This window comes from Enterococcus sp. 7E2_DIV0204, from assembly GCF_002140855.1.
Lineage (GTDB): Bacteria > Bacillota > Bacilli > Lactobacillales > Enterococcaceae > Enterococcus_L > Enterococcus_L lemimoniae.
This window is the reverse complement of sequence record NZ_NGKY01000001.1, coordinates 1,880,769-1,906,681: the sequence shown is the minus strand read 5'-3', so window position 1 is coordinate 1,906,681 and position 25,913 is coordinate 1,880,769. Positions and strand designations below refer to the sequence as shown.

Genomic DNA, 25,913 nt, shown 5'->3' with positions numbered 1-25,913 from the left:
GGTTAATGCTTTAATTCAAAATCAAAGTCAAAATGATATCGATCAACTTGATAGCGATAAATGGAGCGATGACACCGCCTAATCCATAGACAAGTAAGTTGTGACTTAAAATTTTGCTAGCTGGTTTTTCTTTATAAGATACCCCTTTTAAGGCTAATGGAATCAACGCTACGATAATGAAAGCATTGTAGATGATGGCGGATAAAATGGCGGTTGTTGGACTAGTTAGTTTCATAATATTTAAAGCATCCAATGATGGATAGATACTAAAGAATAAAACTGGAATGATCGCAAAATATTTTGCAATATCATTCGCAATACTAAATGTCGTCAAAGCACCACGCGTCATCAGTAATTGTTTGCCAATTTTGACGATACTGATTAATTTCGTTGGGCTGGAATCTAGATCGATCATATTCCCCGCTTCTTTGGCTGCTTGTGTTCCTGTATTCATCGCTACTGCAACATCTGCTTGAGCTAATGCTGGAGCATCATTGGTCCCATCACCCGTCATAGCAACCAAATGGCCTTTTTCCTGATAATCACGAATCAAGCTCATTTTATTTTCTGGTGTTGCTTCTGCCAAGAAATCATCGACACCTGCTTCAGCTGCAATAGCCGCGGCCGTCATGGGATTATCCCCTGTGATCATGATTGTTTTAATGCCCATTTTACGCATATCTTCAAACTTTTCTTTGACCCCATTTTTTACGATATCTTTTAAGTAGATCACACCAAATACTTGATTATTTTTAACCACAACCAGTGGGGTTCCACCTTCATTGGCTACACGCTGAACGATCGTATCACATTCTTCTGGATAAACATTTCCTTTAGCTTCAACATATTGTTTCATTGTATCAGCAGCACCTTTACGAATTTCATCACCTTGATAGTCGATCCCGCTCATCCGAGTTTTTGCTGTAAATTCAATAAACTCAACGTCAACATGATTTAATTCCCGACCACGAATATCAAATTTTTCTTTCGCTAAAATAACGATACTGCGTCCTTCAGCTGTTTCATCTGCTAATGAGGATAGCTGGGCTGCATCAGCCAAGTCATATTCGCTAATTCTTGTTACAGGAATAAATTCGCTAGCTCGGCGATTACCTAAAGTGATAGTTCCAGTTTTATCTAATAATAAAATATCCACATCACCAGCGGCTTCAATTGCACGTCCACTCATAGCAATAACATTTTCTTTATTTAAGCGACTCATACCAGCAATCCCGATCGATGAAACCAATGCGCCGATCGTTGTTGGTGCCAAACAAACTAGTAAAGCAATAATCGTCGTTAACGCTAGGGCTGAACCATTGCCTACAAGCTCACTTGAGAATTTTGTAAAAGGCAATAACGTTGCTGAAACGACTAAGAAAATAATCGTCAACATAATCAAAATAATTTGCAGTCCAATTTCATTCGGTGTTTTTTTACGTTCCGTCCCTTCCACCATCGAAATCATTTTATCTAAGAACGATTCTCCATTTTCAGCGGTCACTTTGATCACTAAATAGTCAGAAACAACCGTTGTACCACCTGTAACAGCACTACGATCGCCGCCAGATTCCCGAATTACTGGTGCAGATTCTCCTGTGATGGCACTTTCGTCCACCGAAGCTGCACCATCGACCACGTCTCCATCCATTGGAATTTGTTCATTGACCGCTACATAAACAAGGTCTCCCTTTTTTAATTCTGAGGACTGGATTTCAGTAAATTTTTTTAATGCCGCATCTTCTAGTGAAGCAGCTTTATGAGCAATAACCTCTTTTTTGGCTTGTTTTAAACTCTCTGCTTGCGCTTTCCCCCGACCTTCAGCAATCGCTTCAGCAAAGTTAGCAAATAAAATCGTCAGCCACAAAATAACGGTGATGGCTAAAATAAAGAATGGTTCTGCATCTGTATACCCTGCAAAGGTTAAAACGTATAGAATCGTAGTCAAAATTGCGCCCAAATAAACAACCAACATGACTGGATTTTTTAATTGAATGGTTGGTGCAAGTTTCTTAAAGGATGATCGAAAAGCATCGATATAAACATGACGTTTGCTTTGTGTATTTTTCACTTGTTTCCCCTTCTTTACCTTATTTTGTCATAAAGTGTTCAGCAATCGGTCCCAATGCCATAGCTGGCAAGAAGCTCAGAGCCCCAATCACTAAGATCACAATGATCAACATGGTGACAAATGTTGCATTTGTCGTTGAAAGTGTACCTGATCCAGTTGCAACGATTTTCTTTTTCCCTAAATTGGAAGCTAGATAAATCACTGCTAACATCGGAATAAAACGAGAAAGAATCATGATCAGTCCACCTAATATGTTTAAGAATGTCGTATCTGTCGTCAAGCCTGCAAACGCACTGCCGTTGTTATTGGCTAGCGATGAAAATGCATAAAGAATTTCAGAAAAACCATGCGGTCCTTGATTGTTCAGCCAAGACATTGCTTGCGGATTCAAAATAAACAACATCGTTCCGATCAATGTCAGTAATAACGGCGTTAAAATCACTAAACACGCCATTTTCATATCAAAAGGCTCGATTTTCTTCCCTAAATATTCGGGTGTTCTTCCTACTAATAAGCCAGCAATAAAGATCGCCAGTAAGATGAATACGATCATGCCATAAAGCCCACTACCAGCACCACCAAAGATGATTTCTCCCAACTGCATTAAAAACATTGGAATCAAACCGCCCAGCGGCGTAAAACTATCCAACATCGCATTGATCGATCCATTAGAAGCTGCTGTCGTACTAACAGCCCAAAGACTAGACCAGCCAATACCAAAACGTGTTTCTTTGCCTTCCATGTTCATTTGACCGATCACGTGCCCAAATTGCGGTCCGTAGTATTCGCTCAAGGTCACACCAATCAAAGCAGCAATCAAAAAGCCTAAAGAAACAATCATGATCGTTCTACCTTGTTTCCAGTCCTTCACAAATAGTCCAAACGCTACGATCAAAGCTGCTGGGATCAAAAGAATAGCAATGTTTTCGATAAAGTTACTGACTAAGTTAGGATTTTCAAAAGGGTGAGCTGAGTTGGCACCAAAATAGCCACCGCCGTTTGTCCCTAATTGTTTGATCGCCACTTGACTGGCAACCGTTCCTAAAGGTAAAAAGATTTTTTCCCCCAGTTCTAAACTCGTAGTTTCAACAGAACCTGCAAACGTTTGAACCACGCCTTGAGAAATCAAGATCAGAGAAATCACAAAAGAAAGCGGGATTAACACATACAAAATAATTTTTGTTAAATCTTGCCAAAAATTCCCAATATGTTTTGTTGTTCGACTTGTAAAGCCACGAAGTAAAACAAATAAGACTACAATTCCAACACCTGCTGAAATAAAGTTTTGAACAGTTAAACCAAATGCTTGAGTAAAGGGTGATAAAGTATCTTCCCCAGCATAAGCTTGCCAGTTTGTATTTGTAATAAAACTTGCCGCCGTGTTAAACGCCAATGAAAGACTGGTTCCAGGTAGTTGTTCTGGATTCAACGGTAGAAAGCCTTGTCCTAAAAGCATCGCCATTAAGAACATCAATGAAAATAAACTAAAGAATAAAATACTCAAACTATATTGTTTAGCGGTCATTTCTTTTTGAGCCGTCGTTCCTAAAAACGAATAGATTTTTGTTTCAAGTGGACCAATGATTTTGGTCAGAAACGTTTTTTGATTCGTCATTACTTTATGAATATAAAAACCTAACGGAATAGCTAACCCTATCAAAACGATAAAAAAGATTGCTTGTTGGATAAAAATTGCACTCACTGTTGATCCCCCCAAAATAGTTGGTAAAATAAATAAATAAGCAGTAATCCTGCGATAATCCCAGAAATAATCGTCATGAATATTCCTCTCCTTCATTTGATAACATAAGAATATCAAATTTTATATAAAGATAGTGTTAAAGTTGAGGGTGGTTCTTTATACTATCTTTATATTGAAAATAGTATTTATGATTATAGAACGGAGAAAATCTTTAACATAGAAAGTAGGCTGAAATATAGCTCAAAGAGTTATATCTCAGCCTACTAGTATCCAAATAAAAGGTGAAAACGATGGAAGTTTAAGAACTTGGTACTCCGATTTAGCTCCTTATGCCTAATCCTTCATAATCCAAATTTGAACATTATTTTTTATCATTTTTAAGTACTTTGCAATTAATCAGCATTATAAAGCTTTATGAATTTTTAAATTCATAAAATAAGAGATATCAATCCAATTTTTCGTTGAAGGTATATCTTCTACTACAATAAAATTTTGGGAATCACTATCTTCAAGTGTATAATTAGAAATACACAAATCACAGTTTAGTTCATCCCCGACTTCTTTTGAAAGAAATCCTTCTCTTCCACAATAGACATCTACTATTTTAGGAAACTTATTTTTCATCAAATATGCTAAAAACACTTCATGTTCTGCTCCTAAATCACTGTACACAAACACCACTAATTTAGAATGCTTTTTATCTAACTGCTCATAAAGCTTATTCCATTGAAAAAAGGTCTCATGTACTAACTCTTCATAATAGTCAGAACACCAAGGAAATTTCGTTTGTTTTTCAAGTAAACTTACTGTATCCTCAACCGCCTGGGCATAGATAGGATAATTTCTTTTGATTGACACACTAGATTGAGCAAAACGATTATGTATAATGTACTCTTGAAAAGGATAAACCCTATGTCTGGCATAAATAAATTGTATCCAATGGCTAAGCTCAATTTTGTTTTTTTCAGCAATAGTTATGTCTAACAAAGAACAAAGATGCTCTATATATTTATCACTCCATTGTTTAACTACATTTTTTTCTTCAAGATCTACCCAAATAGACTCCCACCAAAATATAGATTGACAAAAATTCTGACAATTAATTTTTGGATACCTCAAGCTCAAAGTTTTTTCTATTTTTTCAAAAATATCTTTATTGGTATGCCTATGTTTACTAAATTCATACTCAATTGAAGAGGCAAAGCCTTGTTCTTCGCGAATAATTGAAATAGCTATTGAATACATCAAAAATTTCATTGAGTTAAGTGTAATCTTAAACGGAAAAATTTTTATTGCGCTGTTGACAAGTTCATAAATATAGTTTTTATCAATAAGAAAAGGCCATTCATATTCTTCATATGCTTCACAAAAATAAAGCATTAGAAACAAACGGATTTGTTATTCATTATCCCCTGACAAAGCATATGTATCTAGATTATGAGTAATCTCAATATTGCGATCTTTTAAAACAAGTTTTAACCTTCTATAGCTTCTATATAAACTTGATTCACTAATATACAAACGCTTTGTATGAAATGATGTATCTTTATTTGGATAAAAAAAGAACGATTCAAGCAATGCTAAATCACTAGAATTTTTCATCATTTTTTTATACAATTCACTAACTGCGTGATTTTTATTCATAAACACACGAATACCACGTTTTTTCGAGATTTCCATAATAACATAATCTGGCCATTCGTTTTCAAAATAGCTACAATCTGATAATAAAGTTTGTTGCGAACATTTCATCTGCTTGGTCAACTCTTTCATTGGTGTCCATTGATTTGAATGAATCAAAATATCTAATAATCTGACTCGCCGGATCATCGTATTTTGGATCAAACGTTCCATTTTAATTCCTCCTCCTAAAAATTGAAGAAACCCAAACTCACGAGTTCACTTATATAATAAACCAATAAAATAAAAAAACATACTATTTTGCATGATATATAGATAAAATTGAGAGCAGAACAAAACGAAAGATCCGTTTTATTTTGCGCTCTTAATCTATTTAGTCAGCAAGAAAAAAATTTTTGAAAATAGACATTTCCCGTTTTTTTTTCGGTCTCATTCAAAACTATTTTGATGCAAAAACCATCAGATTTTCAGTATCTGAAATACAGGTTTGCAAGGTTATTCTTTCACCTCCAGTTGTTCCAACTGTTTGATCCCAATAATCAACACCTGTAGCTAGTTCTTGTCCAAAATCATCTAAATGCAAAATATTGTTTATCGTATAATTCGTCATCTTCCCACTGCTATCACTTACAGTAATTGACTGACCTATCCTTACACTAAACAAAACAGAAAAGACGCCAGGATTATGACCTATAAAATGTGTGTTTGCCCCATCATCACCCGATTGTATAGGCATTCCTCCCCATGTTGATGCACTACCATTAGAATTATTATCAATTATTGCTTGCCCTGATCCCTGCCCGCCATTTTGATAAGGAATTGTCACACCGTTGATAATTAATACATTGGGTTGATTATCAGAAGCAACTGGTTCTTTAGGAACCGTTTCATTCACTTGAGAGGATTGCTCAAAATTACTTGTCGGTTCGCTCGATTCAATACTTTTTGACTCTTCTTTCTTTGGTTCTTCTGATATAAACGGTTGAGAAGAGATAGCCGTATGGCTGTTTTGGTCAGCGATAACTGTAATTTCTCTTGTTTTCGTCGTTTGATTGTTATTAGAATCTGAAACTGTATAGTCTAATCGGTATAGCCCTTCTTTCGAAGAATCCACTATTCCAGAAACGTTCACTTTACTATTGAGATCACCATCTACATTATCTTTGACACTAACATCAGCCAAAGGATCAAATTCTTGATCTTTATATATAGTTGAATCCTTTAACGTAATGGTAGGAGCCACAGTATCTACAATTGTTAAACGAATAATCCCTTGAGTCGTATCAGTTTCTTTTTTGAATCTAACATTTATATTGGTTGTCCCAATTTTTGTGAGATCAAAATTTGTGGTTTCAATTTCTAACCCTTCAATTTCTTTTGATGTGATATCAAATATTTCTTCCACTGAAATTTTTTCGCCATACTCAATCGTTTTATATCGCGTGCCAGAAGGTAGCTCTGTTCTTTTAACTTCAAGCACTTCACTTTTTTTAGTGTCAGCAAAATTTTCTGCTTGATCCGATAAAATAAATAAAACTAGTGTCGCTACTAAAACAAGAATGGTATACACCAAAATAGACCCTTTTAAAAAATTCTTTTTCATATTATCAACCTCTCAATTTCTTTTTTTTTGAACTTGAGACTCATAATAATACTTATTGTCTTGATATCCTATTCATTTGTTTTGATTACCGAACAAAAAAACACTTTATAGTTGATGTATCAACAAATTTCAATTTTTTTAAATTTTTAAATTATCTGAAATTGGTCTACTTAACATTCGATTTTTAATCAAACATTCTTTAGATAAACTTAACCTAATTGATTTAATAGACAAAAGAACTTCAACAGTTAGACGACACCTAACTATTGAAGTTCTTTATTTAGTATACAATCTTTAATTAAGCTTTTTTGGAAAATAATGACTTTAAAATAAATACACTGTTTGTTATGATTATACTCGTTAAGAAGATGGACAATAGTAAAAAGGAACTTTTTTTCCAAATTAAAAAAGCAAGCAATAATAAACAAAAACTATTAATTGATAATTTAAGTATCATTCTTTTTCCCATAATTTTTCCTTTACAAATATTTTTTCTTTACGTTCTAACCTTAGCCTTTTAAATAGTATATTACAAGTTTTTTTATATGTTAATAATTAATCAGTAAGTAATTTTTCAATATCTCTAGCGATTTTTTCTGGTTCAACAGTCGGTGCAAAACGTTTCACAACGTTGCCTTCACGATCTACTAAGAATTTGGTAAAGTTCCACTTGATCGCGCCACCTAAAATCCCACCTTTTTCCCCCTTCAAAAAATCATATAACGGATCAGCATTTTCTCCGTTGACATCGATTTTTCCAAACGTTTGAAAAGTTGTTTGATACGTCAATTGACAAAAGTCACTGATTTCTTGGTTCGTTCCAGGTGCTTGATGACCAAATTGATTACAAGGAAAGTCTAAAATTTCCAACCCTTGTTCACGATACTTTTTATACAAAGCCTCTAAGCCTTCATATTGAGGTGTAAAACCGCAGCCAGTCGCTGTATTTACGATCAAAAGTACTTTTCCCCGATAATTCTCTAATGATGCAGTTTCACCATTAGTTGTTTTTACTTGGTAGTCATAAATACTCATTTTATTTCTTCCTCTCCTGTTGCTTGTTTTATTAAATACTAGCTAGTAGAAGTTTTTACGTCAAGGAAACGAGCTTTCATTCAGTCAAAAATCGGTTTTAATTCCAGTAACACGATACCATTCGTATCAAGCGTCACATAATAATTGAAGCTATTATCGATTTGAGTATCAAAAACTTTGATCTTAGGACGAGTATTATCCACAATATATTCTTGCGCTTCTAAATCAAGTGTCCCGGCATTACTAAACTCTTCGTAAGTGTAAAACAATGCACCATTGTGTCGATTAAAATCAATTTGCTTGACCTGATAATTTGCTGATTTTATGGCGGCTAATTCAATTTCAAACGTCACTGCCTGACTTTTAAGAAAGGCTTCTTCCGAAGATAAATGAGGATCAAAATAATTCCTATTAAATAGCAGCAGTTGATATTGCCCCTCTTCATAGGTCAATATATATTCTTCCCCTTGAGCTAAAACCCCTCCCCGCATTCTCCTTGCTAACCATAAACAAAAATAAGCTGGGCGTTTGCCACTATAATAGTGAAACAATTCCAAACCATCATTTTTTAATGGCCGCTCTTGTGTTTCTTGTTCATATAATTCAATATTCAACCAAAATCCGAACCCTTCTACCAACGTGTCCAAGATTAAAAGATCTTTTAAAATAATCGCACCTCTAAAAAATGTCCCATTACTATTTCTAGTCATCCCAGTTAACGTGTTCCATTCAGTAAGGTATAGCGGTAACTTGATTTCGTATTCTTTTAGAATATGCTTGATATGCATAGTTTTATTCAATACATATTGATGATAGTTTTTCAAATCAGGAAAAGTGCTATCTAAATTTTGAAACACGTAATTTGGTTCCGCCGAAAATGAGAGAAAATCGCAAGCTGCCGCTATTGTTTTGCAAAAAAATTCTGTCTGCTTCTGATCTCTTTTCTCAAAGAACGGATCAGGTAAAGGAATCTCTGCCCCAATTTCGATTTTTGGTGAAATAGTTGCCATCATTTGTTTTATTTCTAAGAATTCTGGATAGTATTCTACAAGATTTTCTCCTTTAAACAGACAATTGATTTTCCATTGCCCAGTTGATCTTATGCCAAAATTATTTTGGATATACTGGAAAAACTTAGGATAAAGTGCTTTGACTCCCATACTAAGTTTTTTGAATTCTACAAGGGACAATTGATAAAAAATAGCGATGTTTGCTTCTTCTAAAAAGGTCAAAATATAATCCCAATTTTCAAATGCAGGAAAAGAGTTCATAGAAGCTTCTTGATGAACCTGAACAGATAAAGGAATTTGTTTAAATAAACGCTGAATACTGATGTACTTGATGTCCATTTGCTTTTTCAACTCTAAAATTTCTGTTTGAATTTTTTTTGACGCCAAAGCTTCCCATGACCCAATGTGAATAATGATTTCTTTTTTCTGATAGTTGGTTGCTTGCTTTTCTGTTGTGATATGCAATTGCTTCGTTTTTAAGGATAATTCTGACGGTCTTAGATCATCTGTTGCTGTTTGGATATAGCTATATAATGGAATCAAAATTTCCTTCACCTGAAGTTCAGGTGTTTGGATTTTCTGATTGTTTTTTTTCGGAGCAAGAGATTCTGGTAAATGGGCTGAACGGTAATTCGTAGGTGAATCATTAAACATTTTTTTGAAATGTTCACGGTACGTTTTACTATTGCTAAATCCATTATCCAACGCGATTTGCTCAATACTTTTTTTCGTATAAAGTAATTCAGATAAGCTATGCTTCACACAAATCGTCCGCACATAATGAGAAAAATATTCCCCAGTTTCCTTTTTAAAAAACTTAGATAGAGCGGACTCTGACATAAAGAAATGATCTGCCACATCAGATAATAAAATACCATTTTTATAATGTTCTTCAATATATTCCAGAATTTCTCTAAGTTTTTGATTGTCGGAAGGATGATAGTCCAAGATTTCTTCTTTTTGAAAATTATGAACAAGTGACAAAATAATTTGCGTTAAATATAAAGTTATTTTCAACCGTTTCGATGGATCATCACTAAGCTCAACCAAGCATAATTCAGCAACTTGTCTTCTTAATGAAGCGATAGCATACATTTTGCCGTGCTCTTTTTGTTTTGGCTGACATTCAAAGTGCGTATAAAAAAATGCTGGAAATTGAGTTGCGAAAAAAAGATTGTTCATACCTAATTCTAAATATGAACAAGAATCAACTACAGTAGCTGCTAAAACGAACTGATCACCAGTATTAACTAAAAACAACTCACCAGCTTCTATTTGAGTTGTTGTTTCATCTATAGTTATGAGCATCGATCCTTTTAACACAACTAAAATGGTTGTTTCTTTACAAAAAACATGCTTCTCCTTATCTAATTGTTGATAATTGATCTGATAATTTTCATTTACAATCATTTTTAATCCTCTACTTTCTATCTCTTTCCTATTATACCATCCAAATAAGAAAATAACGTTCGTTGATAATGTCATTTTTTTCCCATATTAATTTTTTAAAAGAAATCTCTGAAATTAGGAAATTTCTAGCATTGTGAAGTTTTTAATTAAGCATAGAATATGTATTGTATTTGAAAGGAGCAGTTTAAATGAACGATCTACAGAAACAACTATTTACAAAGCTTCAACAAAAAGAAGCGGATATGATTGCAATCCGTCGCCATTTTCATGAGAATCCAGAGTTATCGTTTCATGAAACTAAAACAGCACAATATATTGCTGATTTTTATGCAGGAAAGGATTGCACTGTTCAAACGAATATTGGCGGCGGTCATGGAATTTTAGTTGATATTCAAGGCGGAAAAGAAGGTCCAAGCTTGGCAATCCGAGCAGATTTCGATGCTTTACCGATCCAAGAAGATACAGGTCTGCCATTTTCATCCAAAACAGCTGGTGTGATGCATGCTTGTGGACACGATGGGCACACGGCTTACATGATGATTTTAGCTGATTCCTTGATTGAATTGAAAGAACAGTTAACCGGAACAATTCGTGTGATTCATCAACCTGCCGAAGAAGTACCACCTGGCGGAGCTAAAGGGATGATCGAAGCTGGTTGTTTAGATGGTATCGATCATGTGTTAGGGATCCACGTTATGAGTCTGATGCCACTTGGTGATGTACTTTACCATCCAGGATCAGTCCATACTGGTCGGGCAACGTTTAAAGTCATCATGCAAGGAAAAGGTGGTCATGGTTCAACACCTCAAGATGCCAATGATACGATCGTTGCAGCTTCTCAATTTGTAACAGCTGTTCAAACGATCGTCAGTCGTAGAATCGATCCATTTGATACTGCAACCGTTACAATCGGATCTTTTGACGGCAAAGGTTCAGCAAATGTGATCAAAGATTCTGTTACGCTTGAAGGTGACGTACGGATCATGAAAGAAACAACACGGGCAATTGTAGAAAAAGAATTCAACCAAATTTTAGATGGAATCTGCCGAACCTTTGGTATCAGCTATGAACTTGATTATGCCAATGATTATCCTGTTTGCGTCAATGATCAAAAGACCACTGAAATGGTCGCACAGGCTTTGAATGACGCACAAATCCCTGAGATCAAACAAATTATTGAATGTGGACCACAAACTCCTTCTGAAGATTTTGCGTATTATGCCAAAGAGCGTCCAAGTTGTTTCTTTTTCGTTGGCGCACACAAAGAAGGAACACCAATGTATCCACATCACCATCCAAAATTTTATATAGATGAAGACTGTCTATTGATTGCTGCAAAATCAATGGGCGCAGCTGTCTTACATTATTTATCTGAAGGAGTTTAATCATGAAAGCAGCAACACATACAGCAGATACTGCAACATACAAAGGGACAAATAAATTACTGATTGGAATCGTATTAAGCGTATTGACCTATTGGCTATTTGCCCAATCTTTACTAAATATGGCGCCAGCCGTACAAAGTGACCTAGGGGTTTCTTCTGGTGTTTTAAACATCGGAATCTCCATGACTGGTTTATTCTCAGGTATTTTTATCGTCGTAGCCGGCGGTTTAGCAGATAAATTAGGCAGAATGAAATTGACCTATATTGGACTTATTTTAAGTGTTATCGGTTCTGCAGCATTAGTTATCGCACATGGACCTGTTTTATTTATCGGTGGCCGAATTTTGCAAGGGCTATCCGCTGCTTGTATCATGCCAGCAACAATGGCCTTAGTTAAAACCTATTATGAAGGCAAAGATCGTCAACGCGCTTTAAGTTATTGGTCAATCGGTTCTTGGGGTGGTTCAGGTTTATGTTCATTTTTTGGCGGAGCCATTGCAAGTTCATTAGGTTGGCGCTACGTTTTTATTTTTTCAATTATCGTTTCAATTTGTAGTGCGTTATTGATTTTTGGCACTCCTGAAAGCAAAGTCGTTAGTGATAGTAATAGTAAATTTGACTCAATTGGTTTGCTACTATTTATCGTTTCAATGGTCGCTTTAAATGTTGTCGTTTCTAAAGGTTCTGAGTTAGGTTGGACAAGTCCAATTGTGCTTATTTTAGCCGTAATCGTCATTATAGGGTTGATTGCCTTTTATAAAGTAGAACAAACAATCGATAATAGTTTTGTTGAATTTTCTCTATTTGAAAATCGTGGCTATCTTGGTGCAACTATTTCTAATTTCTTGTTGAATGCAGTCGCTGGTACATTGATCGTAATCAATACCTATGTTCAATAAGGACGCGGTCTTTCTTCTGCTAAAACGGGGATGTTATCGATTGGTTACCTCTGTCTAGTGTTGATCACGATTCGGATCGGCGAAAAGTTATTACAAACAATTGGTGCAAAAAAACCAATGTTGTGGGGAACCATTCTTTCTGGTACTGGTGTTGGCTTGATGGCTTTAACAATGGTTACTGGAACTGCCTATTTTATTTTAGTTTTCATCGGTTACAGCCTATTTGGAATGGGTCTAGGAATGTACGCTACCCCCTCTACAGATACAGCGATTTCCAGTGTCCCAAATGAAAAAGCAGGTGTTGCTTCCGGTATTTATAAAATGGCCAGTTCACTTGGCGGTGCCTTAGGAGTAGCTATTTCTGCAGCAGTTTATAACGGCTTTAGTGCTGGTGGGAATTACACACAAGGTGCTACATTTGGCTTACTGACAAATATTCTTTTCTGTGTTTTAGCTTTAGGTTCCATCCTATTTATCATTCCAAAGGAAAAACAAGTATAAGGAGAGAAATCAACCATGAATAATCAAGAAGCATTACAATTATTAAAAGAAGTCGTACAAATCAAAAGTATTTTAGGAGACGAAAAATTAGTTGCGGATAAATTACAAACTCTTTTTGAAAAACACGATATTCCTTGTGAACAAGTAGAGTACAGCGCTGGACGCAATCAATTAGTTGCCACTTTAAAAGGCAATGAAGCAGGTCCAGTTCTAGGATTTTCTGGCCATATGGATGTCGTTCCTGTCGGTGAAATTCCTTGGGATGAAGATCCTTTTAGCGCATTTGAAAAAGATGGCTTACTGTACGGTCGTGGAACCTGTGATATGAAATCAGGTCTGATTGCAGCCGTTGTTGCCATGATTCGTTTAAAAGAAGCTGGCTCAAATTTTAAAGGTACAATAAAACTTTTAGCAACCGTCGGAGAAGAAACAAGTGCCATCGGTTCCGGTCAATTAGTTGATCAAGGGTACGCAGATGACCTTGACGCATTAGTGATTGGTGAACCGACAAACGTAGAAATCGGTGTAGCACACAAAGGCGCTTTATGGCCTCGAATTACAACCTATGGAAAAACTGCCCATGGTTCAATGCCAGATCAAGGCGTAAATGCGATTGAACATATGCTTCTCGTTTTAAATGCTTTTAAAGAAACCTTCGATTTTTCTCAGTCAGTAGACGAACTAGTCGGTGCCTCAACATCTAGTCTTGATATTATCAATGGCGGCAATGGAACCAATGTTGTACCCGACAAATGTACTGTAGAAATCGATATCCGTACGATCAAAGCACAAGATCACACTGAATTAAAACAACAATTTAAAGTGATGCTTGATAAATTAACAGCAACTGTTCCTAATTTTAAAGCCGAGATTGAATTCATTAATGACTTACCTTCTATGAAAACCGAACTTGATGATCCGTTCACTGTATTAACTCAAAAAGTCGTTTCAGAGGTCACAGAGAAAACAGCAAACACCTTTGGTATGACAGGCTATACTGATGGTTCACAGTTTGGTCGTGTCAAAAAAGCATTTCCTATTTTAATTCTTGGACCTGGTGAAACAAAATACGCTCATCAGCCCAATGAATTTGTTGCGATCAATGACTTTTATCAAATGATTACGATCAACGAAAACATTGCAAAAACATTTTTAAACTAAAACACAAAAGAGAGCGAGACAAAACTGAACGTTAGTTTTGTCTCGCTCTCTTTACGTTATAAAGATGCGAAATTATTACACCACGAATACTAAGAACTCTTTTCCAACACTTTGTCTCTACTTTTCTAAACACGAGCTTGAAATCTGTGAGATTATGGTCGATCTTCCTTTCACATCTTTGTATATTTTTATTAAACTATTTATTGATCTAAAAGCTCTTTTAATTCCACTATTTCTTCCGTTACCTCTTGCCAATCACTGGTAACTTTTTTATAACGATAACGAATGATCACGGCCGCCATAACACCGATTGCAGTCAATACGATATTCAATCCAAAAATCATCGATACATTTATTTTTTCTAGCAGACCAGTGATATAAGGAATGATCATCACAGAAATTGAGGTAGCAATTGAGTAATAACTAGTGATCCGCCCTTTTCCTTTTGAAAACAACTCCAACAACACCGCTAGCCCTAATTGCCAGATTCCGCCTGCCGCAAAAACACCAATCCCGATCGAACCGACTAAAAACATTGGCACACTTGGAAACAGTGTCATACCAATCAATAAAAACAACGATATCAATGTACACCATACTAGCAATAACGTCGGAGCAACACCACGTTTTACAATCAATGACGTTAAAAATACAGATGCAAAAGAACCGATACTATACGCACTGACCAAAACTAAACTGTTTGAATGATTCATCAGATTTAATGATTCCGCAAAAGTAGGTACCCACAAAATAAAAATATTAAACGTTGAAACACAAGTAAAACTAAATACCAGTAATGCAAATCCTTCCACTTTAAATAACGGTTGCTTACTTTTAGCACTTGTTTCGTTTTCATTCACTATTTGTAACGGCTCCGCCTGCACCTCTACTCTTTCTGGAAAGCCAAGCCTAGAAATATATAGCAAATTAAGAAATAATCCCAACGCACATCCGATAAAAACCAGCCCGTAATAAATCCCGTGATTCAACATAAATCTGGTTAACAACGGTAAAATAAATTGCCCTAAAGAAATAAAGGCTTTATTCAAGACACTAAGAGAGCTATTATCTTTTTCATTTGGATAAGCTTCCATCAAAGTTGGATAGGTACTCGTATCTAAAAATGCATTGCTAAATCCAGCAAAGACAGCAAAGAAAAGTCCTTGTAAATAGTTCTGACTAATTAATATCCCAATAAAGAAAATCAAATAACTGATGATCCCTAACTGAACTGTCTTCTTCCGTCCAAACTTATCTGAAAAATAGCCAGCAAAATACAAAATCAGGACACGACCCAACCCGATACCACTGATAACTAATGTCACTTGCTGAACTGTTGCCTGCCAACTTTCCATCAAAGCATTAAGGTTTTGCGATAAAATAATCGCTGCCATCCCTTGAAAAATAAAATTTGTATATAAAGAACCGATCAAAGGGGTATAATTTCTTTTTGTTGTTTCCATTACCATTCTCCTAGCTGTTTAAATTGAAGCTTGCTCACTTTTTCACTATATATAGTTTAAAAAGAAATCTCTATAATATCTAATGCTTTATTTTCATGTAATTAATAAATAAAATTTATTGATTTAGTTAGATACAAAGAATTAATTGCTCTAGTCAACATAATTATCCTATTATTACTTAGACCTTGTATCAAGTCAACAGTTAATTTACCCAAAATAAAAAAACTGTAAACAATCACTATACGATCATTTACAGTTTAAAATTAATAGAAGTAACTCAAATCACTTGAAACAGTTGGATAAAGCATGATCATTTCGTTCACTTTGCTTGCAGTTAAGTGTTGATTGATCATCATCGTAAATAAATTGATCAACTGATCGGCCTCATTACCTAAAACAGTCGCTCCAACCAATAGACCTGTTACTTTATCCGTAATAATTTTGGCTTTGACTAAGGGCTCATTAAGATGTTTATAGGTAAACCATTGGGATAAGTCAATAGTCTGTTGCTTGTATCGATCATCCGCTAACATTGCCTCATCTGCCAGGCCAACTTGGGCTAGCTTAGGAGAACTAAAAATAATGGTTGGTATGACAGGATAGTGGATTGCTGTTTCGAGTTTACCACTAAGTAGTTTTGCCAGATAGCTACCTTCAAAGCTAGCTATCGGTGTTAATTTAGGCGTATTTTTTTGTAAACAATCTCCTAAAGCATAAATATTCGCTATGGTTGTCTGCAGATGGTCATTAACGATAATGCCTTTGCGGTTAAATGCCACACCAATTGCTTCTAAATTCAGCCCTTCTACATTAGGTATCCGACCGGTTGCACAAAAAACTCGATCTGCTAACAGTGAACCTTGACTCGTTAAAGCTACGCGATACTGTGCTCCTTGTTTTGAAATAGACGCCGCCGACTCATTAAAATGGAAATGAACGCCTCGTTTTTTGAGATTTCCAATCAACTCATTCGTCATTCCTTGGTCAAATCCCTTTAGCGGTCGCTCATTATGGTGTAATAAATGAACTTCACTGCCACTACTGTTTGCGATATTAGCAAGCTCAAGAGAAATATAGCCCCCACCGACAAAAACGATTGTTTCAGGTAATTCTGTCATACTTAGAAACTCAGTACTAGTACCAAAGTGCTCTTTTCCGGGAATATCTAAAATAGCCGATCGTTGCCCCGTTGCTAGAATAAATTGGCTAGCCTGGTATTCTTGATTCTCCACTATGATTGTGTGAGAATCTTTAAAAGTAGCTTTACCTGTAATCGTTTGGATACCCGCACTGATCAATCCTTGTTTTTGTTCACTAGGGACTGCCTGTGTGAAGGTTTCTTTAAATGCCATCAACTCTGGCCAGTTGATTTTGGGAATTGTATCAAATCCCTGATCTTTCAACTGTGCTAGATTATCTTTCGCTTCAACGGCACCATAAAGAACTTTTTTAGGATCACAGCCGCGATTTGGGCAAGTTCCGCCCCAAAGATCAGCTTCTACTACCGCTACTTTTTTCCCTTCAGCAGCTAAGTCATATGCTGCTGCCATTCCTCCAGGACCGCTACCAATGATGATTGTGTCGAAACTATCCACTTTAAAGTCCTCCTTTATTTTGTATCTATCTTTAAAACAAGTCTACAAGTAAACGAATAAAAAGTAAAAGGTGCTGTTTATTTGGGATAATTTGTTCAAAAAAATCTCAGCAATTCATGATCGATTCAATCCCCTATAGCATGTGATAGTGTTCATATTCTTTTAAAACAATATAAGGCTGTCTAAAACTCAGTGCGTTTTAGACAGCCTTATTAAATGATTCTTTTTAGAATTATATTTTAGCTATTGCTTCCATTTTCTTGAATGACTTTTTGATACCAATAGAAGCTATCTTTCTTATAACGATTTAAGCTGCCATTTTGGTTTTCATCTTGTTCTACATAGACAAATCCATAGCGTTTTTGATAACCATTCAGCCAACTTAATAAATCAGTATACGACCAAGTACAGTACCCTAAAACCTCTACACCGTCTGAGATCGCTTCTCTGATTGCATGGACATGGCCTTTTAGATAGTCGATGCGATAATCGTCATGAATTTCTTTTTCATCTGTTAATTTATCGTATTCGCCAAGACCGTTTTCTGTAATCAACACAGGGATTCGATAACGGCTTGTAATTCTTCTTAGACCGATCCGTAGACCTTCTGGATCGATTTCCCAGTCCCAATTCGTCCGTTCTACAAATGGATTTTCTACCCGTTTAAAGACCCCAGGAAGACCAGATTCTTCTGACGAACCTTTTTCACCCGTTGTGTTCATTTTACCCAAGCCAACACCATCTAACGGATTAAAGACAACTGTATTGGTTTGATAGTAGTTGATCCCCAGAAAATCAGGTTTGCCAGCTGCTAAGAGTTCTTCATCACCTGCTTCGATTGTAGGTGCTAAGCCTTGCTCTTTCAGGATTTTTAAAGCTGCGATCGGATAGTTGCCAAATAGATAGACATCCATCCAAAAATGAGCATTTAAATCTTCTGAGTCCTCAGCTGCCATTACATTTTTGGGATCACTATTTAGAGCATAGTTTGGACTATAAGCAAAACTTGGACCGATTCCACCTGGCATAGCCATTTCATGAAACTTCTTGATGACAGAGGCATTGGCAAGATTGGCATTGTGATTTGCTTGATACATTCGCTTAGGATCACTGACTGCTGGTGGATGGGATGCCATCAAATAGCCATGGCTGATAAAAACATTTTGCTCATTTAAGCTAACCCAATATTTTACTTTTCCACGAAAAGCTTCAAATAAAGCAGTCGCATAATTAGTAAAATCTTCAACGATTTTTCTAGATTCCCAACCTTGATATTCATCTTGAAGTGCTTGTGGCAAATCCCAATGATATAACGTCAAGACAGGTTCGATTTGGTTTTTGAGCAATTCATCTACTAAATCGATATAAAATTGTAAGCCAGCTTGATTGATTTCTCCACGACCATTAGGAAAAATTCGTGTCCAAGCAACTGAAAAACGATAGGCTTTCAACCCTTGTTCCTTCATTAAAGCCACATCTTCTTTATACCGATGATAATGATCGACTGCTACATCACCATTGGTTCCTTTAAATGTTTTCCCAGGAATTCGGACAAACTCATCCCAAACTGACACACCCTTGCCATCTGCTTGCCAAGCTCCTTCTACTTGATAAGCCGCCGATGCCGATCCCCATAAAAAATCTTTTGGAAATTGATCCAGTTGTTTATGCTCCATCTTACTTGCCTCCAGTTTTATTACGCTTTCACCGAAATTACCTGTGCCTCTTACTCAAGCTTATTTTCGATTACACGTTTATTTTCGTGGATCTAAACGTAATGTCTCCGACTAATCCTTTAGTAAGAATCATCACATTTTTATTATCCTTCTCTATTATAATCTTAGCAAGAGGATTTCCACTACTATTTACCATAACTTGTTCATGAAAACCATCAAACAATTAGTTACTAACAAAGAATGGACACGGTGACCTTATACACAGAAGCTACACTTTAATGTGCTATTTATACTGCCAGAACTTTTTAACTATCAAAGAATTAACAGTATATTTCTAAGAGCCAACGACATTCAGCAAATATTCGACAAATAAAAAAATGAAATTCATTTTTTTGGAAGGCTTAAAAACAGATAAAATAATCTTTGAGAATCAATTTATTTTATCCCTCATTGACTTTTTAGTCATAAAACCACCAATTTTCCAAAAAAAATACACCCAATTCCATACATAAAAAAACAAAATAAATATACTAAACATGAAAATATTTAATCACAAAAATATCATTTATAAACATTTTAATGATTAATAGTATTTTTTTCACCTTCGTTTGTTTTTTTATTTCACATTTTTTGAAATCAAAAAAACTACTATTCAGTCTTATTTATTTTCCCCTTTGAGAGTGCTATAACAATGTGATATACTAGTAGTGCTTTGTTTTACAGTATTTCTCTTGTTAATTTGTTAGGAAAGGAGTGTAACTATTTTGGAAGAAGAATACTCGCGACGTAAACAGCAACGTCCAGAATCAACATCAAAAACTACTATCATGATTGTTATTTTATTGTTATTTATAAATACTCTTGCCCTGGGTACTCTGCTGTTCTTAAATGTTCAAGCAAACTCTAAGCAAGAAGAACAATTAAGCAATATCGAAAAGCAAGTTAGTCAGCTTGATAACGGTCAGGTAACACCGAATCAAGCAACTACTGACAGTACAGAGCATAATGTCCCTGTAAGGGAAAGTTCAACTCATGTAAGTAGTACAGATGAATCCAGTTCCATTGTTGAAAGCTCTACACAACCAGCTCAAACGCCCCCATCATCAGAGGTTACTGAACGCTCAACACAACCCGTGACTACACCTCAAGCGACTAGCTATGTTGTCCAGTCCGGCGATACACTTTCTGTGATTGCTGAGAAAAATAAGATCTCACTGCAAGATTTAATGCTTAAAAATAATTTGACTGATTCAACCGTTTATATTGGTCAAGTTTTATCGTTGCAATAATCCACTACTTTCCCTACATAATCTTATCTGATGACAAATAGGCTGCAGTAAAACTAACCGTTTTACTGCAGCCTATTTTTGTTCTTCATCCAAAGTAAGTAAATAGTTACTTGCAAGAATATGTTATTTTGTAGTCTAACATTTTAGGGATTACGATTTCCTCATGCGACTGGATATAGTTGACAATGGATTCAACGATTTCTTGTGCTCCCTCATTGATTACTGGACACTCAAGATACGTAGGAAACCCACCGCCACCGCTCGCTCGATAATCGCTTAACGCAATCGTGAATTCATCCGTCTCTTTGATCATTTGGTCTTTATAGCGTAAAGCACTCACGCGATTTCCTGGCTTTTGGCAAAGATCAACTGTGTATTCAATGCCGACAAAAAAGTCAAAATGATAATGTTCAACTTTAGGATACAAATAACTAGGAGAAATAATCATCTTATTTTGTTCATCAACACTAAAATAATCTGTATTCTTTTCCACAACTTCTTTTAATTGTTTACCAGTGATTTTTAAGGTAATTAGCTGATTCGTATATGGATAAGTTGCGATTACATCTCGCATAGTTACTTCTTTGTGAAAGCCCGGTGATGTATTCGCTAAAGAAACAACCGTGATTTGCGCTTGACTGGCAGCTAATTGAACGGCTCCGATCAATTCAACAACAGGACTGCCATGCATAGCCATCGCTAATTTATCTTCGGCTAATGCGTCACGGTTCAAGCTTCCAATTGCTTGATCTAACCAATTTTGTACCTTTGTTTCTAAAGGTTGCAGCCGCTTCACTAAATCTATTTCAGGTTGAATGCTAGGCTTGCCGATAGCGGAGGTAATTTCGATGTTATCCTCGATCTTTTCAATATCGATCTGAAAGTAGGTCATCGCATTGGCAGAGGGCTGCACAATGTAAGTCCCATGTAAAAATTGCCCTTCAATCAATAAATGCTGGTGTCCTGTTAATAGTAAATCAAAATCAAGTTCTTTACAGATTCTATATCCAACATTTTCGCTTGTTTTTGATAATAGTTTTCCCGATTTGACATCTCTTTCAAAGCCACCATGATAAATACAAATCGTAAAATCAACCTGTGGTTTTACTTCTATAAGAGCTTGTTTAGCTGCTATAAATGGATCAGCGACGGTAATGTCATTGATATTTTCAGCTTTTTCCCAAACATTGATGTAATCGGTCACTACGCCGACAATACCGACTTTCAATCCATTTGTTAAGGTTTTGATGGTCCACGGAAATTTTTTCGTCTGACTTTTAGCATCAAGTATATTTTCACAAACACAGGTTGCATCTAATGCTTCTAAATAGTGATATAAGTAGTTTGTACCAAAATTTACATCATGGTTTCCTACAGTGACAAAATCATAGCCAGCATGATTTAATGCTTCTGCTTGGGGAAATCCTTCTTCAGGGTGAGCCTGACTATAAGAAGCCAACGCTGAACCTTGGAGCATATCTCCACCATCAATAATCAGGGTATTCTCATCTTTTTTAAAATTCGGTATACATTTTAAAAGACCCATTTCTTTTTCTTGTGTATCAGCATAGTTGGTTGGAAATAAATAACCATGGACATCAGATGTGTAATAAATTTTCAATTGCTGTTTCATTGTCTCACCCCAAGTCTATTTTTTATTTTGCATTACCATTGATAGTAGCAAGATACTCATCAAACACATTATAGATATAATTTGTTTCTAAACGATAGCTTGGAAAAAGCGCTCTATTCGTTGTTATTCGGTAATCAGATTGTTTAGGTATTATGTGATCGTGCTCTATTTTGATGCCTGAAATCGATTGATTTATCAGCAACTGTCTTAGTTCTTCCTGCGACACATGATAGGTTGAAAGTGTATAGGGCGGAGTAAAACTAGCTAAGAAATCTCTAATCGTTTTTCCTTTAAGTGTCACTGCATAAAAAGTTCCTGGTACTTTTTTAGCTAAATACTGATCCAAACGCCTTACATCTAGTTCTTGATCCAGCCAATTTTCATAGTCAACTTCGTTATATACAGAAAAAACTATCGTTGGATACCTCTTAGTCGCAACCAATTGTGCTTGTTTCTCCACTACTTGATTATTTTGGATGGAGAAACTTAACTCTCCAATGTAATTTCCCCGATATCCCGGTTGTACAAAAGCTGTTTCGTTCAGCACGCCCGCGTTGACTCGATGCTGGTGTCCACAAATCACACCATCGATCTCCGCTATTTCATCAATGATTCGGTAAGTTTGATCCTCTCCAGTATCATATTGAGTTGGTTGGCCGCAACTCATATCACGTTCGATTCCGCCATGATAACTTACGATCAAAACATCGACTTGTGCTTTTACAATAGGTACCCACCGCTTTAAGCTATCGATCACATTGATAAATTTCAACTCTTTGGTTTGTTCATAATCAGCAATTTGCGGCATTGCACTGGTGATCACACCGATCACACCAACTTTCAAGTTTCCTCGTTCAATAATTGTATATGGCTCAAAAATCTGTTCATCAGTTAAATCCAAAACATTAGCACAAAGATAGTGCCCATTAAAAGCCTCTGCTTGACGCTTCAAAAAATCAATTCCATAATCAAAATCATGATTTCCTGGAACCATCACATCAAATCCGATTTCATTCGCCAACTTGATCAAAGGTGAAATTGTTTTAGTTGTATTAAAAAAAGTAGTCTGAGGACTACCTACCAGAAAATCACCGTTGTCAATCAAAATTGGTTCATGGTAGCTTTCAGCAATTGCAGGAAGAGAGCTAATGCCACTCTCTTCTTGTCCAGCTGCTGTTAAAAAACCATGAATGTCTGTCGTACTCAAAACTGTTATTTTATCCATTTTTTATCCTCACGAATTATCTAGCTACGCGGGCTAGTACTACGCTCTTCCGATCTCATCACTTCGCTCCAGAGATTGCTAGGAAACGCTGCTAATAAAATGAATAGATATAGAGTAGTACCTACTTGGTGAAGGTCTTCGGGAAAAAGATAAACTATGAATGAGGCAAAAAACATTTCAGTCATATTTTACTTATTTTCCCGTCAGAGTCAGACGAGCCCGCTGCACTTTTATTATTGTAGTTTTTTGCGTAGATAGCCAGTTATAGCATCAATCAAGAAAACGGTAATTATAATGCCAAACAAAATAATACCAACTTTATCCCATGCTCGGGATTGAATTGCAAAAATCATCGGTGCCCCGATTCCCCCAGCTCCAACAAGCCCAAGAGTCGCTGCACTGCGGACTGCAATTTCAAAGTGATTCAAGGCTAGTGATAAAAAAGTTGGGATCAATTGCGGCAAGCGTGCATAAAACATTGTTTGCCAGAAATTAGCACCGACTGCCGTCATTGATTCTACAGGTGCTTCATCCATTGATTCGATTTCTTCAGTATATAATTTCCCTAGCATCCCGATTTGATGAACCCCAATTGCTAGGACACCAGCAAAAGGACCTGGTCCAACCATCTTCACAAAAATGATTGCATAAACAAGTTCTGGAAAAGCTCTTAGTACGTTACAAATGAACTTACCAATTTTAGAAACAATCGTATTCGATTTCCATAGATTATGCGCACTAATGAACGTTAGCGGCAACGCTAAGACCGTCGCAATCACAGTTCCTAAAAAAGCAATACCGATCGTTAACAGTAGTAAACTCATTAGATCCTCGCCACTACCATCATAGATATAACCCCAATCTGGATGGAACAGCCCAGAAAGAACTGATTTGACCATATCAAAAGACATGTTTCCAGCCTCCGAATAATCGATACCCGCTGCTGAATAAAGAATGATTGCTAAAACAACAATAATTGGTAAATAGCTTTTTAATTTTCGATTTATGCTCATTATACCAACCTCTTTCTGATAATTTCACTGATCCAATCGATCGTGATCACCACAACTAAAATAGCTAAAATAATAATCGATACACGGTCATAACGCATCAAGCTTAACGAAGAATTTAAAATAACGCCGATCCCGCCGGCTCCAACGTAACCTAAAATAGTGGAAGCACGAATATTGACTTCAAAAGCATACAAAGAATAGCTAGCAATTTGATGAGATATTTGTGGAGCTATTGACCAAAAAGCAATCTGTGTCTTTGTGGAACCGACAGATTCAGCTGCTTCGATTGGCCCATGATCAATCGTTTCGATTGCTTCATAAACTAGTTGGGAAACCATTCCGAACGTAAACACAGCAATCGTTAATACACCTGTAAATTCACCGATCCCAAACATAGCTACAAACAAAGCGGCCAATAATAAATTAGGAATCGTACGAACAATACTCATTAAAAAGCGGATGATTGTGGTTACAAAAAAGTTTCTGGTAACGACTGTTGTTGCAAGAAAAGCAAACGGTACAGCGAAAACCACCCCAAGTGTAGTTCCAACAACTGACATTTTGATTGTTTTCAGCATCGGCTCAATGATTTTGGGAATATAACCCCAATCTGGACTAAGAAATCGTTGTAAAAAAATTCCCATCTGATCCAAGTTATTAAAAACATCTGTCATTTGTGCTCCTGTTACTCTCGCACTTGAAAAGACGCACAAAAGAACTAACACTACAATGAATAGATGCTTATATAAATCACGGTGAATCGTATCTTTTAACTTCATTACGCAACACCTTCAGCTTGTTTCAAAATATCCGCACCGTAAATACTAGTCAACACTTCATCGGTTGCCTCAGCAGCAGTTCCATCAAAGACCACTTCGCCATCACGTAAGCCAATGATCCGGCTTGAGAATTCACGAGCTAAGTCAACAGAATGCAGATTGATCACAACAGTGTGGTTCAATTCCTGATTAATTTTTTTCAAATCTTTCATGATCTTTTGGGTTGTGATTGGATCCAAAGAAGCCACTGGTTCATCTGCTAAAATGATTGATGCTTGTTGAACCAAAGTTCTTGCGATTGACACACGTTGCTGTTGCCCACCACTTAATTCATCACTTCTAGAATGCAGTTTTTCTGCTAATCCCACACGTCCTAAAGCATCACTAACTAAAGCGTAATCCTCTTTTGAAAAAATCCCAAAAATACTTTTGAATGTTGAATAATAGCCTAATCTACCTGAAATAACATTTTTTTGAACAGAACTCTTTTTTACTAAATTAAAGTGTTGGAAAATCATTCCGATATTTCTGCGGATTCTACGCAAGTCTCGTTTATTTGCTTTCGTGATTGAAGCACCGTCAATCATAATATTGCCTTCGCTAATTTCGTTTAGACGATTGATTGATCGTAGCAAGGTACTCTTACCTGCACCACTTAATCCAATCACGGAAACAAACTCACCGTCATTGATCGTTAAATTAATATTCTTAAGGCCTTTGACCCCATTATTATAGGTTTTTGTTACATTCTCAAACTGAATCATGATTTCTCCTTTTTATTCTAAAAAATAGAAAAGCTGAACAAATTCCGTTCAGCTTTTA

Annotated in this window: 18 protein-coding genes and 1 pseudogene; 4 read left to right on the top strand and 15 right to left on the bottom strand. The window is 36.1% G+C overall.

Translation table 11 applies throughout. The annotated features are described in order from the left end of the window. Positions 1-10: 10 nt before the first annotated feature. The 7 genes from kdpB to A5819_RS08830 all read right to left on the bottom strand — a co-directional run bounded on the left by kdpB (position 11) and on the right by A5819_RS08830 (position 10,472). Positions 11-2,071, bottom strand: a complete 2,061-nt coding sequence (kdpB, locus tag A5819_RS08860) for a potassium-transporting ATPase subunit KdpB (RefSeq protein ID WP_086278453.1) — start codon at positions 2,069-2,071, stop codon at positions 11-13. A gap of 19 nt (positions 2,072-2,090) precedes the next feature. Beyond that, complete coding sequence (gene kdpA, locus A5819_RS08855) at positions 2,091-3,773, bottom strand: potassium-transporting ATPase subunit KdpA (protein WP_086278452.1); 1,683 nt, start codon at positions 3,771-3,773, stop codon at positions 2,091-2,093. Between the two features lie 402 nt (positions 3,774-4,175). Then, complete coding sequence (locus A5819_RS08850) at positions 4,176-5,162, bottom strand: hypothetical protein (RefSeq protein ID WP_139843290.1); 987 nt, start codon at positions 5,160-5,162, stop codon at positions 4,176-4,178. Between the two features lie 9 nt (positions 5,163-5,171). Then, positions 5,172-5,627, bottom strand: coding sequence for a helix-turn-helix domain-containing protein (locus tag A5819_RS08845; protein ID WP_086278450.1), 456 nt, complete (start codon positions 5,625-5,627; stop codon positions 5,172-5,174). A 226-nt stretch (positions 5,628-5,853) separates the two neighbouring features. Beyond that, the gene (locus tag A5819_RS19770; RefSeq protein ID WP_086278449.1) at positions 5,854-7,017 is read right to left on the bottom strand and encodes an immunoglobulin-like domain-containing protein; all 1,164 of its coding nucleotides are present in this window, start codon (positions 7,015-7,017) and stop codon (positions 5,854-5,856) included. Between the two features lie 555 nt (positions 7,018-7,572). Further along, entirely contained in the window at positions 7,573-8,052 is a 480-nt protein-coding gene (locus A5819_RS08835) for a glutathione peroxidase (RefSeq protein ID WP_086278448.1), read from the bottom strand. Between the two features lie 80 nt (positions 8,053-8,132). Beyond that, positions 8,133-10,472, bottom strand: coding sequence for a helix-turn-helix domain-containing protein (locus A5819_RS08830; RefSeq protein ID WP_086278447.1), 2,340 nt, complete (start codon positions 10,470-10,472; stop codon positions 8,133-8,135). A 188-nt stretch (positions 10,473-10,660) separates the two neighbouring features. Here A5819_RS08830 and A5819_RS08825 point away from each other — a divergent pair, with 188 nt between their 5' ends. The 3 genes and pseudogenes from A5819_RS08825 (at position 10,661) to A5819_RS08815 (ending at position 14,418) form a co-directional block, all read left to right on the top strand. Then, a complete protein-coding gene (locus A5819_RS08825; protein ID WP_086278446.1) occupies positions 10,661-11,857 on the top strand; it encodes a M20 family metallopeptidase in 1,197 nt (398 codons plus the stop codon). Positions 11,858-11,859: 2 nt separating this feature from the next. Further along, a pseudogene (locus A5819_RS08820) lies at positions 11,860-13,257 on the top strand (MFS transporter). 15 nt (positions 13,258-13,272) lie between these two features. Beyond that, on the top strand, positions 13,273-14,418 hold the full coding sequence (locus tag A5819_RS08815; protein ID WP_086278445.1) for an ArgE/DapE family deacylase: 1,146 nt from the start codon (positions 13,273-13,275) through the stop codon (positions 14,416-14,418). A 200-nt stretch (positions 14,419-14,618) separates the two neighbouring features. Here the strand turns inward: A5819_RS08815 and A5819_RS08810 are convergent, their stop codons facing one another. The 3 genes from A5819_RS08810 to A5819_RS08800 all read right to left on the bottom strand — a co-directional run bounded on the left by A5819_RS08810 (position 14,619) and on the right by A5819_RS08800 (position 19,152). Further along, positions 14,619-15,881 (bottom strand): MFS transporter, encoded by a 1,263-nt coding sequence (locus A5819_RS08810; RefSeq protein WP_086278444.1) that lies wholly within the window; start codon positions 15,879-15,881, stop codon positions 14,619-14,621. 263 nt (positions 15,882-16,144) lie between these two features. Next, positions 16,145-17,476: an NAD(P)/FAD-dependent oxidoreductase gene (locus tag A5819_RS08805; RefSeq protein ID WP_086278443.1), complete on the bottom strand. Its 1,332-nt coding sequence runs from the start codon at positions 17,474-17,476 to the stop codon at positions 16,145-16,147. A 239-nt stretch (positions 17,477-17,715) separates the two neighbouring features. After that, complete coding sequence (locus tag A5819_RS08800; RefSeq protein ID WP_086278442.1) at positions 17,716-19,152, bottom strand: glycoside hydrolase family 1 protein; 1,437 nt, start codon at positions 19,150-19,152, stop codon at positions 17,716-17,718. 764 nt (positions 19,153-19,916) lie between these two features. Here A5819_RS08800 and A5819_RS08795 point away from each other — a divergent pair. Further along, positions 19,917-20,441 (top strand): LysM peptidoglycan-binding domain-containing protein, encoded by a 525-nt coding sequence (locus A5819_RS08795; protein ID WP_086278441.1) that lies wholly within the window; start codon positions 19,917-19,919, stop codon positions 20,439-20,441. A 106-nt stretch (positions 20,442-20,547) separates the two neighbouring features. On the opposite strand, the gene A5819_RS08790 is transcribed toward A5819_RS08795, so the two are convergent. The 5 genes from A5819_RS08790 to phnC all read right to left on the bottom strand — a co-directional run bounded on the left by A5819_RS08790 (position 20,548) and on the right by phnC (position 25,855). After that, a complete protein-coding gene (locus tag A5819_RS08790; protein ID WP_086278440.1) occupies positions 20,548-22,074 on the bottom strand; it encodes a bifunctional UDP-sugar hydrolase/5'-nucleotidase in 1,527 nt (508 codons plus the stop codon). A 22-nt stretch (positions 22,075-22,096) separates the two neighbouring features. Continuing rightward, positions 22,097-23,299: a bifunctional UDP-sugar hydrolase/5'-nucleotidase gene (locus A5819_RS08785; protein WP_086278439.1), complete on the bottom strand. Its 1,203-nt coding sequence runs from the start codon at positions 23,297-23,299 to the stop codon at positions 22,097-22,099. 233 nt (positions 23,300-23,532) lie between these two features. After that, entirely contained in the window at positions 23,533-24,312 is a 780-nt protein-coding gene (gene phnE / locus A5819_RS08780; protein ID WP_086278438.1) for a phosphonate ABC transporter, permease protein PhnE, read from the bottom strand. Beyond that, complete coding sequence (phnE, locus tag A5819_RS08775) at positions 24,312-25,091, bottom strand: phosphonate ABC transporter, permease protein PhnE (RefSeq protein ID WP_086278437.1); 780 nt, start codon at positions 25,089-25,091, stop codon at positions 24,312-24,314. The genes phnE (A5819_RS08780) and phnE (A5819_RS08775) overlap by 1 nt, the downstream gene beginning before the upstream one ends. Continuing rightward, positions 25,091-25,855 (bottom strand): phosphonate ABC transporter ATP-binding protein, encoded by a 765-nt coding sequence (phnC, locus tag A5819_RS08770; protein ID WP_086278436.1) that lies wholly within the window; start codon positions 25,853-25,855, stop codon positions 25,091-25,093. Before phnC ends, phnE (A5819_RS08775) begins: the two co-directional genes overlap by 1 nt. Between the last annotated feature and the right edge of the window lie 58 nt (positions 25,856-25,913).